The sequence below is a fragment of the Mesorhizobium sp. B3-1-7 genome, assembly GCF_006439385.1.
GTDB lineage: Bacteria > Pseudomonadota > Alphaproteobacteria > Rhizobiales > Rhizobiaceae > Mesorhizobium.
The window spans coordinates 96,064-109,544 of the sequence record NZ_VFTL01000021.1 but is presented as its reverse complement, the minus strand read 5'-3'; the positions used below and the strand labels follow the sequence as shown (position 1 = coordinate 109,544).

Here is a 13,481-nt window from a genome sequence, read left to right as displayed (position 1 = left end):
TCGATAATGATCCCGGCCGAGGACTGTGACGAGGCCCTTGGCTTGATCAGAATGGCGATCGAGCAAACGTGTCCGGCGGGCGTGCTGCCTAGCCGAGAGATCGTCAATGCGATCTACGGGCCGGCCCCGATCGATGAGGCGCAAGCGCTTGCCAAAGCAATCATCGCCACGGTGGAGAAGCTGACCGAATGACCAAGCTTTCCGATCTCGGGGCGGCCGTTCGCGTTTCGCGTCCTCGGATTAGCCGCATTCGGCTAATGCATCCGCGATCATATCGTCGCTTGCACCCGCTTCATACGTCCCCCATTCCGGGTGCTTCGCCATCTGGGAGCGGCTATCTGGGAAGCCAAAATCTTGAGCTGCGCCATTCAGACCATATTTTTTACCCGCCAACTCGATGGTGACCAAAGGCCTTTTTATGCCCCTCATCGTCGCAAGGTCGCAGCGAAGCACCCCGGACCGATAGGCGGGAAACGGCCACTCTGAGCCGAACTCTTCCTGCGTTACCGGTCTCGTGTACATGGTGCCAGTGGTCCGCACCGTACTGGCGGATTTTGGATCAACCGAGGGCTTTTCTTTCCAAAGCGGCGAAAGCAGTAGCAGCGCAAAGATGGGTAGGGCCATCAATGCCATGGCACCGCGATGATAGCCAACGAAGAAGCCGCACACTACGAGTAAGATTGCGGTCCAAGCAGCCGCACCCAAGGGGTTTACTGGACTTCGACTATCGACGCTGGCGACTAGCACCAATACAACCAATTGGCTGGCCGCTAGACAGACCACGGCTGCCACGACGGTGAAGATACCGATCTCGATCAGCCGACGCCGGAGAGGCGACAAGCCTTCCAGCCATGAGACCGGCAACAGGAACCTCGCGGGCCAACGCGTCCAATGCATCGCCTCAGCGCTGTGCGCTGGCTCATAATCGATGTCAAAATCTGCCCCCGGGTTAGTATCCGCTTGGGCCGAAATCGAATGCAGGAGAACCAGACCCCGTTTCAGCTTCTCGTCATCGATCTTCCCAGCACGCCATAATTCCACGAGCTTGTCATATCGGGGGTCCGACATCGTAATCTCCCCACCCTCGGCCCTCTTGGACTTACCGATCCCTCCTAAAATTGGAACCTATTTGCCCCTATTTGCAAGTAGATTACGTAAATCTCAAAAAATCTAAGTAGCTTCACTCCAGCTGGATGCCTTGCCTCCCTACCAGACGAGCAGGGAGGCTGGCATGGTCGATCTGCGAAAACGCTTTGGAAGCTTGGTCGCCGCGCATAGGCGGCGTCATAGTCTCACTCAAGAACAGTTGGCCGAGAAGGCGAACATTAGTGTGGACATGGTGTCGAAGATCGAGGTCGGCGCGACAGGGGCACGGTTTCCCGTGATCGAGCGACTTGCTGAAGCGCTTAACATTGACCCGGCTGAGCTATTCACGACAGAGCTTCCGGCTGGGGCGATCAATCGGGGTCACTTGGTCGAGGTGACCACGCGATTGGCCGGATTGTCAGCGAGCGAACTGCGCTGGATCACCAACGTCATCGACGCTGCACTCCGCGGGCGTGCGTAGTTGTGCCCGTAACATCTCGACGCCGGCTATGATCAAGGTGCACTAGTAGGAGAGATACGCTGGATCGCCAGTCGCCCAGCCGAGGCGCAAAGGCTGACCGGTATTCAGCGTAATCTGGGCAGGCTGGTCGTGGCTGATCTGTACCCCCATTAGATGCGCAAATCGCTCGAAATCGTCGAACCATTCCCGTGAGGCTGAAAAAGAGTGGACGATCATCGCGGCCTCGTCTGTTTTGAACCGACGGGCTTCGATCAATGCAGAAGCAGTCCTATGGAGTAATTGGTAGCGAATTGCACCGTCGGGAGCCTTTGCAAGCCCCAACACCTCGCAAAGATGTTTCATGCGAATGCGTTTGCCGTTCGACGGTTCGCGAAACCATTCGCCAACAGTTGGTCCGAACGCTTCACTGACTTTGCCTTCGATCATTGATGCCGAGGTCCGGTCATGGGTTCGAATAAGGGCAAAAACGTCGTTTTGACTGTCTCGCCCACCACCAGGGAGCGGCACCTTGTGCTCTGGGATGGCAACTAGAAGCTCAACCGGGGCGTCAAACAAGGCCGCTATCTCTCCCGGCAATCCGCCGGAACTTTCCCAGGAATGCGCGACCGTCCGTGCCGAATAGCCTGTTCGCCAGTGCTTGATCGGGTTGGCAAGGAAGGCGCGCCAACTGTCAGGGCCAGAACTGGGGACGAAGATGCGAGACATGTCGGCCTTCACTCCTTGGATCGCTCGGAATGGTCTGTTCTCGGCTCTGCTCGACCATCAGCCGTTCAACTCACCGAGTGCGTTGGCGACCAGCGACCAACCTTCCGAAGTGACCAGGAAGTAGCCTGAACTCTCATCCACCGTGAGATAGCCGCGCTTTTCGAGCGCGCCCACAACCCAGACGTCAGGTCGAAACCACGTATCCTGCATCTGGATGCCTATCAGCGGGATGCGGCCACCTGAGAAGATGAGATACGACAGAAACAGGGCAATCGTTCGCGGCGTGTCTTGCGTAGCGTCGTTGTTCTGCTGCCCCCAGTCACCATAGTCGGCCAGACCGGTGAATGGCGATGCACTGAATGTCTTGGCAGACGACGGTTTGCCATCAATTGCAACGGCAAGCGCGTCAATGATTTTCGCAGCTGTCTCTTTGTCGATATTGAGCATGTGGTCCCCCTGTCACCTCAGCGAGAATAGCCTGAATGGCTCGGGTTTACTACAAGACCGCCCCTGCCGCGTTATTCTGGAACAGGTTGCCATCGCGTATGTACCGGGCGAGCATCGCCTCCGAGGCGTGGCCGGTCTGAGCCCTGATTTTCCATGTCGAAGCCCCAGCCATGGCTGCGCTGGTGGCAAGCCCCGCGCGAAGGCTGTGCCCGCTATAGTCGTCCGGGTTGAAGCCTGCTGCCTCGACCCGCTCTTTCACGATGATCGACACTGCCTCACCAGAAAGGCGGCTGCCGGCAATGTGGCCGTGCCGGTCCACGGGCCGGAACACAGGCCCGTTCTCGATCCCGGTATGGTCGAGCCAATCGGTGAGACTGCGCACCGGGCACCATTGGGTTCGACCGTGTGGAATGCCGATCTTGCGGCCTCGGCCTTCCTGATCGGTTTTGGATCGACGCAAGGTGACGACGATGCCTTGCCGAACATGTTCGATGTCGGCAACATCGAGGCCGACCAGTTCCGAACGGCGGAATGCGCCTGCAAAGCCGAGCAGCAGCAGCGCTTTGTCACGGATGTCCTTGGGGCTATCGCCCGTCCGCTCCAGCATCCGGAAAAGGTCGTCTTTCAGGACCGGCTTCGCCTCGCGTTGGGCTGTGCCGAGAGTTCGTCTGATACCGCGCATCGTAGCCCGGACGAGTTCGTTCTTCGTCGGGTCATCCGCGCCCGTCGCGACATGGGCCTTGGCGATAGCCGCCAATCGCCGCCGGATCGTCGCCACCGCACATGTAGCGGCGCAGTCGGCCAGATATCCGGCCACCATCTCCACCGTCGAGGGGATAGGTCGTCCCGTACCTTCATAATGGGCCAAGTCAGACCTGTAGGAGCGTTTTGTGCTCTCCGAAAGAGAATTGTTGATCAGGTGCCGGACGGCCTCTGGTGGGACCTGTCGCGGGATTGGCGATCCGTCCAGTGAACTCGTGCCCGCCAGTTCGGCATACACAGTGGTGCTTCGATTTTGAGTGCAATTAAATGCACTGGCTTTGTCGGTTATGTGATCCCAGCGAGTGCAATTGAAGGAAGCGGACGGCGTGACGATCTCCTGTTCGAATGTCTGCTCGCGTTCTACGGGTCGGACGATTTCGCCCCCGGCGGTGCAGTCGAGCCACGACGACGTCATGCCCGGCCTCCTGCCGCTTCGATCCGGCATTGAAGAAGCAGGTCCGGATGGTCGCCAAAGATCGCTAGGAGGTCCGTGACGAGTGTTTCGGGGAAGCCGGAGAATGTGAGATGAGCGATCTCTGCATCGCGCAGGATCGCCCCCGCGCCGGGATAATCAAGCTGTCGATCAACGACGTGCCCTTCGATACGGAACACGAGATGCCCGACAAGATCGGCATGGGCGCTTACCGGCAGGTGTCGCTGCATCATCTGGCGGAGAGCAGTACATCGATCCGCGAAAAGTGCGAGCGCCCGCCGACCGACGCGATTGTGCATATCGAACGAAAACGATGGCCATCCCCGGATCAGGACATGCTCTGGCAGTTGTTCCGACTGGATCGTCACTGGCCCCTGACTGGCCACCAACCAGACTAACGGCAACGTAAGCGCATGCCCCTCATCCGTTCTTGTTGAGCCAAGACGGGCGACTTCCAGCACATTCTCGGCAACGCCAATGTGCCGGTACACGTCGAGTAAAGCGGCAAATGAGCCATCGACCTCGGGCATCGAGTAGGCAGGGAACCGCTTTGTACCCACGATTAGCCACGAGGCCAGCGTCCGCTCCACCAGATGCCGGACAGGGTCGGCCACGATGTCCGATAGCTGGTGCTGGGTCAGGTCGAGGAATGCTGTCCGGTGCTCCTTCCATCGCGGATGCAGGTCAGCGGCGACCAGCAACTCGCATGCATCTCTCGATTTCAGCGCGGCACAGAGCCGGTGTACGAGCTGGGACGCCACGTTCCAGTCGCCACCATGTTCGGCTCGCCAGCCTTTCCGGGTCGAGACGAGCAACACTTCCCGAATGAGATCGAGATCGCCGATGCCGATGTCCTCGAGACCGATGACTACCGCCCGCCGCCAGAAGCGATCCGCCTGTCCATTGAGCAGAAAGCTGGTCGCCGCGAGGGCAATCGCCTGATGACCGCGCCGGATGGCCTTCTGCAATGCTGAAGTCGCCAGCCACGGATCGGATAGGTGACGCGAGGTGTCGGGCCGCTTGATTGGCCGCTTTGGATTGAACAAGTCCATGGAAATCCTCTCTTTTTTGAACCTGAGAGGATGGTATCGCGCTGCTGCGCCGCGTCATTCGATTTGCTTCATCTCATCGACGAATTCGAGTTGGAAACGTTAGCGTTATCGGACACTAAAACGTGGATCGAGTACTCGGTGACGAACGGCTTGGTTGGACTGGCGTTGAGTTGGTCAACCGACCGCGCAGCGCTGCTGTCCGTTGGCGCGTCTTTCTATGCTTCGGACAGTGAACAGACAGCGGGTGTTATGGTTCGTTAGACAAAGCTCGAAAAAGCCTTTTTAGACCATTGGCCGCTTTCAGCGGGTTAGACAACGCAAGCTGTTGAAATCCCTCAAAGGCTGCGCTCCTGTCGGGATCACCATATTTTTCAAAGGCTTGGCGAGCAGGTCGCCGCACGCTGGGGTCAAACTGACCCCGAAGTGAACGGCCCCGAAAGATGGTGCGTGCGCATAAGTGTGGAGAGACGGTTGACGGCCTCGGCGAGCTCTTCGCCTCCGGAAGCGATCAGCGCCGGTCGCTCCTGCTCGGACGCCGCCAGGATGCGTTCCCAGAACGCGGCAACGAGAGCGCTTGATCGGGCGAGGTCGGCGGCCGCGCCCTGATCGTCGGCCAGCGCCGCCAGGTGCCGGAGATTGATGCCGCCGATACCGGGCGGGGTTTTCGCCCCCATGTCGACAAAACCGGAAGGCAGCGATCCTTTCAGATTGTGGACGCGATGGTCGACGATGGCGGCGCAGATCTGATCGACCGCCTGCTTGGCGCCCGCGACACGGGAGGGATGGTCGGTGTCGGCCGCGGCATGCGGAAGAAGTTCCAGACGCTGGCCATAGGCTTCGACCAGCTTCAGATAAGGCAGCATCGGTCCTGAAAGCGTCGCGCCATCGGCAAAAAGGTCGGCATCGATCGCCGCGTGGGAAATACGGCCCGATTCCAATGCGCGCTCCAGCGCTGCCACATCGACCAACTCGCCGCGGTCATAGTTGATCAGCACGGCGCCGTGGTTGAGAGCGGAAAGCAGCTCGTCTCCGATCAGCCCGGCGTTGGCGTATTTTTGCCGGCCGGCATCGAAAGCACCCAGGCCAAGATGGACCGAAAGCGCGTCCGCACCACGCGCCGCGTCCACCATGTTTGCCGCATAGTCGAAGCCTTCCAGCTCGATCCATTTGCGGTGACGGTGCCGCGCATGGATGGTGACCCGCATGCCGAAGGCCTGGCCGAGCCTGGCGAATTCCCGACCGATGTTGCCATAGCCGATCACCGCCAGTCTTTTGCCTTCGAGCTTCTCGGTCGGGTAATGGCGCAGATCTTTTCCCGTATCGAACTGCCCGCCGGCGACCAGGCTGTTGAGCCTGTCCACGGGAAGATCCGGCCTGACCTTCAGCAGCGCCTTCATGGCCATTTGCGCGGTGGCGCGACTGTTGATGCCCGGCGTATTCATAAGCGGCGCTTCGCCGCCCTCTCCGCTGCCCCCACCCCAGGATGCCGAGCCCATATTGCCGGTGCCGGTCCCGATGCGCACGCCGCCGAGGCGGAACCTGGCCTCGGCCGGAATAAAGGTAGCCGCGGCGATGACGGCGTCATAACGGCCGTCGCCAGCCTCGGCCAACAATTCCTCGCGCGTGCTCAATTGCGGCAGGTAGAAGAAATGCAGCCTGCCGGGATCGAGGGCGCCAGCGCTGCCGATGCCTGTCTGATGGAACACATCGCCCTTGGCTTCGATGTAAGCCTTGACCTCGCTGTGATCGGGATTGCCGTCCGCGCCGAAGCGAAGGCCGACAAAGTCGCAGATCAGAATATTGGCTGATGTCATGGAGCGTCGTTTCCCTGCAGCTGTCTCCAGCTACTCCGATCCGCTATCCGATGGACGACGTGAAGCGGCATATCCGGGTCGCAAGCGAGAGATTTGCCTCAGGAAGCTAGAACCTGTCGGCCCTGACTTGGAAGGGACAAGCCGCTGAACAATTCATGGATCGGTCCGCTAATGGTTTTCATGGCCAGGACGAAACCCGCACGATCAGCCTGCCGAAATTGCGGGCCGGCGGTGCCGCGCCGGTCCCGCAATCGGCGCATCGGTCTGGAGGAGCCGATGCGCGATGACACTTGAATTCTCAGGCAACCTTGCGGTCGGGTTGGCGCGCGAAGACCTCCTGGACCTTGTCCGCTATCGCCTTGCCGAGATCGCGGTTGTTCTGCGCAGTGAAGTGGATGCCGTCGCAGCCGTCGGTGGTGATGAAATCCCCGGCATTGAGGAAATCGACCTTCGTGAAATCGGCCATGGCACGATATTCGGCCGCGAGCGCCGCCGTCTTCTCATGGCCGCCGGCGAACATGCCCTGGAAAAAGGGATGCGGCATCGGGGTCAGCGGCGGCGGTGCGACCACCAGCGCCTGCGGGGCCGGATAGGGCGTGCCGACACCGCCGGCGCTGGTAAGGATCTGGCCGACGAGCTTGGCCATGCCGTTGGCAATCTCGTAAGGCGTGCGGCGGAAGAACGACTTGGTGTCATTGGTGCCTAGCATGACGATGACGAGGTCGAGCGGCAGGTGGCTGGCGATGGCCGAGGGCAGATAGGCGCTGCCGTTGAGGCGCGGATCGTTGGGATCGTCGAGGCTGGTCGTGCGGGCGCTCAAACCTTCCTCGATCACATGATATCCATCGCCCAGATGCGAGGCCATCACGCCCGTCCAGCGGTCCTGATAGGCGTAGCGATGCGTCGGCGATCCCTCGATGACCGGAATCCAGCCCCAGGTCAGTGAGTCTCCAAAACAGAGGATCGATCTTTTGGTCATGTCTCCAATCCATTTCCCTATGCGATTGACTATTGGCCGTCCGAACTCGCCGCTCAGTTCGACCTGCTCCTGATGCCGTAGAGGATCGCCGCGAGCAGGATGATGAGGCCTTGCGCGATCAGCTTGCCGGGCTCGTCGACGCCGAAGGTTGTCATCACGACGAACAGCAGCGCAAAGGACAGCACGCCGAAGAAAGGCCCCCAGACGCCGCCTTCCCCACGGCCGAAAACGACGCCGCCGAGGATGGTCGCGGCGACCGCCAGGATCGGCAGGTCGAGGCCGACCCGGACGCTGCCGACGGCAATCGAAGCCGTCTGGACCAGCGCGGCGATGCCAGCGAACAAGCCCGCCAGCGTATGCGCAAGCACGACCGTGCGCGCGACCGGGACGCCGGAGAAATGCGCCGCCTGCACGTTCTCGCCGACCGACGTCACATAACGGCCGAAGACCGTGCGCGACAGGAACAGCGACAGCGCCACCGAAACCACCACCCAGAAGATCACCGGCGTGGGCGCCGGGCCGAGCTTGGTGTTGTAGATGTCGGCGAACATGCCGGGCACATCGCCGGGCGGCTTGCCGCTGGACAGATATTGCACGATCCCGACCAGGACGATGCCGACCGCGAGCGTGACGATAACGGCCGAGACCCGCCTCACCCCGACCATGAGGCCGTTGAAGAACCCGACGGCCAGTCCGATGCCCAGCGCCAGGACAATGAAGAAAGCCATGGAAGCGCCGGGAAAGACGCCGGACGAGATAGTATAGTTGATGAGCAGGATGACACCGCCGCCCGACAGGTCGATGCTTCGCACCCGCATCACAAGAAGCTGGCCCAGCACCAATATGCCGAGCGGCACGATCTGGCGCACGAATATGCCCATGATGTTGAGATTGAGCATGTTCGGCCGCGCGATCCACAGAACCAGGAGCAGCACGCCAAAGACGTAGTAGGCAGGAGGGACGCGCAGGAAGCGGCGCATCATAGGATGGGTGAGCGCGGCAGCCACTTACAACCCCATCTTTTTGCGCGACTGCAGAGCGACCACCAGGAGCAGGATCGCCCCCTTGATGGTGGTCTGGATGAAGGGCGACACATTTGTCAGGTTCATGCCGTTGGCAAGCAGCGCCATGACAAGGGCGCCGATGACGGTGCCGTGCAGGCTGCCGATGCCGCCAGAAAGCTGGGTGCCGCCGATGGCGACGGCCGTGATCGCGTCGAGCTCGAACAGCAGCCCGACATTCGGGTCGCCCGAAACGATGCGCCCGGCGAGGAAAATGCCGGCAAGCGCCGCGAAGCAGGCGCAGATCACATAGGCAAGCACGATGTTGCGCCGGTCGGCGATGCCGAAATTATGCGCCGCATCCTCCACACTGGACGAGACGCCACCACCGATCGCGAAAAGATGCAGCCCGAAGCGCGAGCCGTAGAGCAGCTTCCAGGCGACCGCGAGCGTAAAGATGCCCCAGAACACCGGCATGGGCACCCCAAGGAAGGAGCCGGCCACCGCGCTGATGACGACGTCCGGCACCGTGCCGCCCGAAACCGGTCTCAGCACCCGCGTGATCCCGAGCAGAATGTATTGCATCGACAGCGTCGCGATGATCGGATGCACGTTGAAGCGGGTGATGATGAAGCCGTTGCTGAAACCGACCAGCGCGGCCAGCACGAATACCGCCGGGATCAGCACCCAGCTGGGTCCGCCGAGGGCGAGCACTGCCGTCGTGAAGCTGATCATCGATCCGACCGAAAGGTCGAGCCCGCCGAGCAGGACGACGAACATCTGGCCGACCGCCGTGATGACGAGCGGCATCGCCTGCGGCACCAGATTGAGCAGATTCTCCCCGTTGAGGAACTGTGCCGTCTTGAGGCTGAGCCAAAGCGTGATGGCCAGCGCGATCAGCAAGGGCAGCATCCACATGCCTTGCCGCGATCCTCTCGCGCCCGCGAGGCGTCTGTTGATGGCTGTCATCGGCGCTCACCTCTTGCCTCATTGGCCTGCCCGCTGGCGCTGAGCGCGGCGTCGAGGATGTTGTGCTCCGTGGCGTCTGCCGCCGGCATTTCCTTGACGATCGTGTCGTTGTGGACGACGCAGATGCGGTCGCAGAGCCCGATCAGCTCGATCGTCTCGCGCGACAGCACCAACACCGCCCCGCCTTTGCCGGCAAAGTCGCGCAGCAGCCGGTAGATCTCGGACTTTGCGCCGATGTCGACGCCGCGCGTCGGTTCTTCGACGAGCAGGATGTCGATGTCGGCGGCGAGGTAGCGGCCGAGCAGCACCTTCTGCTGGTTGCCGCCCGACAGTGTGCCGACGGGGGCGCTCGGACCGCTGGCCTTCACGGCAAGGCTCGACATCATGTCGGCGACCTGCCGCTGATAGCCGGCGGCCAGGGCCAGTTCAGACCGTTTCGAATGGAGTGCGGCAGCAATGTTGTGCGCCACGGAAAGGCCGAGGAAGAGCCCGTCTTCCTTGCGATCCTCTGGTACGAAGCCGACGCCCATTGCCTGCAGCCGGCGCACGCCGCCGCCAGGCGACACCGGCAAGGGCAGCGACTTGCCTTTGATCGTCACACGGCCGGCGAAAGGATGGTATTGACCGACCAGCGAGCGCAGGAAGCGCTGCTGGCCCTGCCCCTCCAGGCCGGCCAGCGCAACGATCTCGCCGCGGTTGAGCGCCAGCGAGAACGGCCTGGAGCGCTCGGTGATGCGGAAACCCTCGACCGAAAGCATGGCGGGGCCGGAGACATCGCCACGCTGAGGAAAGAGATCGGCCAGCTCGCGGCCGACCATCATCGCGATCAGCGACGCCGGCGTCATCTCGGCGATTGCTCTGGTGCCGACGAGTTCGCCGTCCTTCAGAACCGTGACGGTGTCGCAGATGGCGAAGATTTCGTCCATCCGGTGCGAAATGTAGACCACCGCCTTGCCCTCATCCTTCAGCCTGCGGATGTGGCGGTTCAGGATTTCGACATCGGCGGCATTGAGCGCCGCCGTCGGCTCGTCGAGGATGAACACGCTGGCATCGGTCATGATGCCGTGCGCGATCTCCACGAACTGCCGTTCGGCGATGCTGAGCCTCGAGACCAGCGTGCCCGGATCGAGCGTGAGGCCGAGCTCGGCAAGCGCGGCGCCAGCCTCGCGCCGCATGCGGCGATGGTCGACCCCGCCGAAAGCAGTGGTCGGTTCGCGGCCGAGAAACATATTTTCGGCGATCGTCAGATTGGGCAGCAGCGACAATTCCTGGAACACCGTCGAGATGCCGGCTTCCAGCGCATCCTTCGGCCTGTGGAAGGCGATCTGGCGCCCATCGCGCAGGATGGCGCCGCCATCCGGCTGATGGACGCCGGCGAGGATCTTCATCAACGTCGATTTGCCGGCGCCGTTCTCGCCCATCAGCGCATGGACGGAGCCCGATCGGAGAGCGATGGAGACGCCCTTCAGCGCCGCCGTGCCGGCGAAGGCCTTCCGGATATCCGACATTTCGACAAGGGTTTTCACGAAACAAGCACCACTGCATTCAGGAGTATTCGGTGGCGCGGACCCACGTCGCCGCAGCCCCGCGCCACCATGGCGCCACCTTTACTTCTTGGCGTAGAACTCCTTGAGCTTGTCTTCGGGCAGCTCCGACGGCCACCACACATTGGCCGAGAGATCGTCGCGATAATATTTCTTGATCTTCTCGATATCCCAGCCGGGCGGATTGTAGTCGTAGTGCTTCTTCAGCTCCTTGCCTTCGAGCAGGGCCACGGCAGCGCGGATGCCGGCCGCGCCCTGGGCCGGGCTATATTCCGCCGAGATCGACTTGAAGCCGTCGGCGATCCACTGGCCGAAGAATCCGTTGTTGCCCTCGCCGGTGATCGGCGGAATCTTGGCACCGAACTGCTTGAAGACGTCGACGCAGGCGCGCGTCATATCGGCGCCGGAAGACCAGATGCCGTCGACCTCGGGGTTGTTCAGGTAGAGCGTCTCGCAGAGCTTCTTGGCCTTGTCGTACTGCCAGTCGCCATGCTCTTCGGCGATGATCTTGACGTCGGTCCCCTTCAGCGCCTGCAGCAGGCCGTTGTAGCGGTTGGTGTCTTCCGGATGGCCGGCGAGCCCGCGCAGCACCCAGATATTGCCCTTGCCGCCGAGTTCCTTGACCAGGAAGTCGCCCATCACCTTGCCGAAATGTTCGGCGCCGCCCTGAATTTCGGTGGTGAAGGCGTCGCTCTCGATACGGCCGGTATGCACGATGACGGGAATGCCCGCCGCCACGGCCTTGGCGATGCTGGCGTCCGCCGAGGTCGACGTGACCGGCTGGACGATGATGGCGTCGACCTTCTGGGCGATCAGGTCCTCGATGTCGGCGACCTGCTTCTTCTGGTCGAAGCCGGCATCGAGCAGGATGAATTTGCTGATGCGCTTGTCCTTGGCGGCGGCAGCCTCCGCCTCATGCGCGACCTGCACCGTCCAGGTGTTCGCGTTTACGCCGAAATGGCTCATGCCGATGACCCAGGGCGGATCCTTCTTGAATTTCCCGGCCTCGACCGCTGGATTGTCGCCGGCACGGGCGGTAACCCCGTCGAGCAGCGATACCTCGTCGGCGAACGAGGGAGCACACCACATGGTGGTCGCGATCACTGCCGCTGCGATTGATTGGATAATCCGTCTCACTGAGCCATCCTCCTTCTCAAGCTCCACGAGCCCTGGTGACCAGGGCCACGACATCCCCATCGGCGCGCGGCCATGGCCAAACGCCGCACCTGCCGGGGCGATCCCGGCACTGCTTCAGTTCATTGCTCAACCCCGAGCGCATGGCTGCTGGAGACAAGGTCCAGCGTTGCCGCCATGGGTCATGGCAGCCTATCGGCACAAAAGGTTCGGGGCATTCCTCCCAGGCTCACTTTCAATCATCGATCCGGTGGGCTGTCAATAATTATTCAGAGTGATGGATTATCTTTGCGGCTTGCGCTACCTTTCCGCCGGATGGCAGGGTCGCTCGACGCGGACGACCGACTCTCGTCCGACGATTTCTGCAAATCAGAACCTTGGCTGGATCGGGGAGGAGCATGCGATCGGTCTTGTGCTACGGCGACTCCAACACGCATGGGCAGGTACCCGGCGGCACACCGCTTGACCGCTACGGCCCGGCCGAGCGCTGGCCCGGTGTCATGGCAAGGGAGCTGGGCGTCGGCTGGCATGTCATCGAGGAAGGCCTCAGCGGCCGTACGACGGTGCGCGACGATCCCATCGAGGGTGCCCACAAGAACGGACGTACCTACCTCAGGCCTTGCCTGCAGAGCCATGCCGTTGTCGATCTCGTCATCATCATGCTGGGGACCAACGACCTCAAGGCGCGCTTCAACCAGCCGGCCTCTGAAGTCGCCATGGCCATGGGCTGCCTCGTCTACGACATCAAGGAACTCAAGCCCGGCCCGGGCGGCAGCGTGCCCGAAATCATGATCGTGTCTCCGCCGCCAATGCTGGACGACATCAAGGAATGGCGGTCGATCTTCGCCGGCGCGCCTGAGAAGTCGCGGCAGCTGGCGCTCGAATTCGAGATCATCGCCGATTCGCTCGAAGTGCATTTCTTCGACGCGGGCTCGGTCGTCACCTGCGATCCGCTTGACGGGTTCCACATCAACGGACAGGCCCATGTGTCGCTTGGCCGTGCGCTGGCCCGCGAAGTCGAAGCAATCGGGTGGCCGGATGAGAGATGAACGCGGCATACGGGTGTCCCGCACG

At 61.7% G+C, this 13,481-nt stretch carries 14 protein-coding genes; 3 read left to right on the top strand and 11 right to left on the bottom strand.

Annotated elements, in window-relative coordinates; all coding sequences use genetic code 11:
• Positions 1-6: 6 nt before the first annotated feature.
• Positions 7-192 (top strand): hypothetical protein, encoded by a 186-nt coding sequence (locus FJ417_RS18650; protein WP_140784482.1) that lies wholly within the window; start codon positions 7-9, stop codon positions 190-192.
• A gap of 48 nt (positions 193-240) precedes the next feature.
• Here the strand turns inward: FJ417_RS18650 and FJ417_RS18645 are convergent, their stop codons facing one another.
• Positions 241-1,068: a hypothetical protein gene (locus FJ417_RS18645; RefSeq protein ID WP_140784481.1), complete on the bottom strand. Its 828-nt coding sequence runs from the start codon at positions 1,066-1,068 to the stop codon at positions 241-243.
• A 163-nt stretch (positions 1,069-1,231) separates the two neighbouring features.
• Between FJ417_RS18645 and FJ417_RS18640 the strand changes: the two genes are divergently transcribed.
• On the top strand, positions 1,232-1,567 hold the full coding sequence (locus tag FJ417_RS18640) for a helix-turn-helix transcriptional regulator (RefSeq protein ID WP_140784480.1): 336 nt from the start codon (positions 1,232-1,234) through the stop codon (positions 1,565-1,567).
• A 42-nt stretch (positions 1,568-1,609) separates the two neighbouring features.
• Here FJ417_RS18640 and FJ417_RS18635 read toward each other — a convergent pair whose 3' ends face one another.
• From FJ417_RS18635 to FJ417_RS18590, 10 genes are all read right to left on the bottom strand, one after another.
• Positions 1,610-2,272, bottom strand: coding sequence for a hypothetical protein (locus FJ417_RS18635; RefSeq protein WP_140784479.1), 663 nt, complete (start codon positions 2,270-2,272; stop codon positions 1,610-1,612).
• A gap of 57 nt (positions 2,273-2,329) precedes the next feature.
• On the bottom strand, positions 2,330-2,719 hold the full coding sequence (locus tag FJ417_RS18630) for a hypothetical protein (RefSeq protein ID WP_140784478.1): 390 nt from the start codon (positions 2,717-2,719) through the stop codon (positions 2,330-2,332).
• Positions 2,720-2,768: 49 nt separating this feature from the next.
• On the bottom strand, positions 2,769-3,896 hold the full coding sequence (locus tag FJ417_RS18625; protein WP_210240657.1) for a site-specific integrase: 1,128 nt from the start codon (positions 3,894-3,896) through the stop codon (positions 2,769-2,771).
• Positions 3,893-4,966, bottom strand: a complete 1,074-nt coding sequence (locus FJ417_RS18620) for a hypothetical protein (RefSeq protein ID WP_140784477.1) — start codon at positions 4,964-4,966, stop codon at positions 3,893-3,895. The genes FJ417_RS18625 and FJ417_RS18620 overlap by 4 nt, the downstream gene beginning before the upstream one ends.
• Positions 4,967-5,373: 407 nt before the next feature.
• A complete protein-coding gene (locus tag FJ417_RS18615) occupies positions 5,374-6,780 on the bottom strand; it encodes an NAD(P)-dependent oxidoreductase (RefSeq protein WP_140784476.1) in 1,407 nt (468 codons plus the stop codon).
• Between the two features lie 298 nt (positions 6,781-7,078).
• Entirely contained in the window at positions 7,079-7,759 is a 681-nt protein-coding gene (locus tag FJ417_RS18610; protein WP_140784475.1) for an SGNH/GDSL hydrolase family protein, read from the bottom strand.
• A gap of 53 nt (positions 7,760-7,812) precedes the next feature.
• Positions 7,813-8,742 carry an ABC transporter permease gene (locus FJ417_RS18605; protein ID WP_181182727.1) on the bottom strand — a complete coding sequence of 310 codons (930 nt, stop codon included), beginning with the start codon at positions 8,740-8,742 and terminating at the stop codon, positions 7,813-7,815.
• Positions 8,743-8,766: 24 nt separating this feature from the next.
• Positions 8,767-9,729, bottom strand: coding sequence for an ABC transporter permease (locus tag FJ417_RS18600; RefSeq protein WP_140784473.1), 963 nt, complete (start codon positions 9,727-9,729; stop codon positions 8,767-8,769).
• Complete coding sequence (locus FJ417_RS18595; RefSeq protein WP_140784472.1) at positions 9,726-11,255, bottom strand: sugar ABC transporter ATP-binding protein; 1,530 nt, start codon at positions 11,253-11,255, stop codon at positions 9,726-9,728. The genes FJ417_RS18600 and FJ417_RS18595 overlap by 4 nt, the downstream gene beginning before the upstream one ends.
• A gap of 81 nt (positions 11,256-11,336) precedes the next feature.
• Complete coding sequence (locus FJ417_RS18590) at positions 11,337-12,410, bottom strand: ABC transporter substrate-binding protein (RefSeq protein ID WP_140704801.1); 1,074 nt, start codon at positions 12,408-12,410, stop codon at positions 11,337-11,339.
• A 395-nt stretch (positions 12,411-12,805) separates the two neighbouring features.
• Here FJ417_RS18590 and FJ417_RS18585 point away from each other — a divergent pair, with 395 nt between their 5' ends.
• A complete protein-coding gene (locus FJ417_RS18585) occupies positions 12,806-13,456 on the top strand; it encodes an SGNH/GDSL hydrolase family protein (protein WP_140784471.1) in 651 nt (216 codons plus the stop codon).
• Positions 13,457-13,481 lie beyond the last annotated feature (25 nt).

Coding starts and splice junctions, on each gene's coding strand:
- FJ417_RS18650 (WP_140784482.1), top strand. CDS start 7: ATGATCCCGGCCGAGGACTGTGACGAGGCCCTTGGCTTGATCAGAATG.
- FJ417_RS18600 (WP_140784473.1), bottom strand. CDS start 9,729: ATGACAGCCATCAACAGACGCCTCGCGGGCGCGAGAGGATCGCGGCAA.
- FJ417_RS18630 (WP_140784478.1), bottom strand. CDS start 2,719: ATGCTCAATATCGACAAAGAGACAGCTGCGAAAATCATTGACGCGCTT.
- FJ417_RS18645 (WP_140784481.1), bottom strand. CDS start 1,068: ATGTCGGACCCCCGATATGACAAGCTCGTGGAATTATGGCGTGCTGGG.
- FJ417_RS18610 (WP_140784475.1), bottom strand. CDS start 7,759: ATGACCAAAAGATCGATCCTCTGTTTTGGAGACTCACTGACCTGGGGC.
- FJ417_RS18605 (WP_181182727.1), bottom strand. CDS start 8,742: ATGATGCGCCGCTTCCTGCGCGTCCCTCCTGCCTACTACGTCTTTGGC.
- FJ417_RS18585 (WP_140784471.1), top strand. CDS start 12,806: ATGCGATCGGTCTTGTGCTACGGCGACTCCAACACGCATGGGCAGGTA.
- FJ417_RS18640 (WP_140784480.1), top strand. CDS start 1,232: ATGGTCGATCTGCGAAAACGCTTTGGAAGCTTGGTCGCCGCGCATAGG.
- FJ417_RS18615 (WP_140784476.1), bottom strand. CDS start 6,780: ATGACATCAGCCAATATTCTGATCTGCGACTTTGTCGGCCTTCGCTTC.
- FJ417_RS18625 (WP_210240657.1), bottom strand. CDS start 3,896: ATGACGTCGTCGTGGCTCGACTGCACCGCCGGGGGCGAAATCGTCCGA.
- FJ417_RS18635 (WP_140784479.1), bottom strand. CDS start 2,272: ATGTCTCGCATCTTCGTCCCCAGTTCTGGCCCTGACAGTTGGCGCGCC.
- FJ417_RS18620 (WP_140784477.1), bottom strand. CDS start 4,966: ATGGACTTGTTCAATCCAAAGCGGCCAATCAAGCGGCCCGACACCTCG.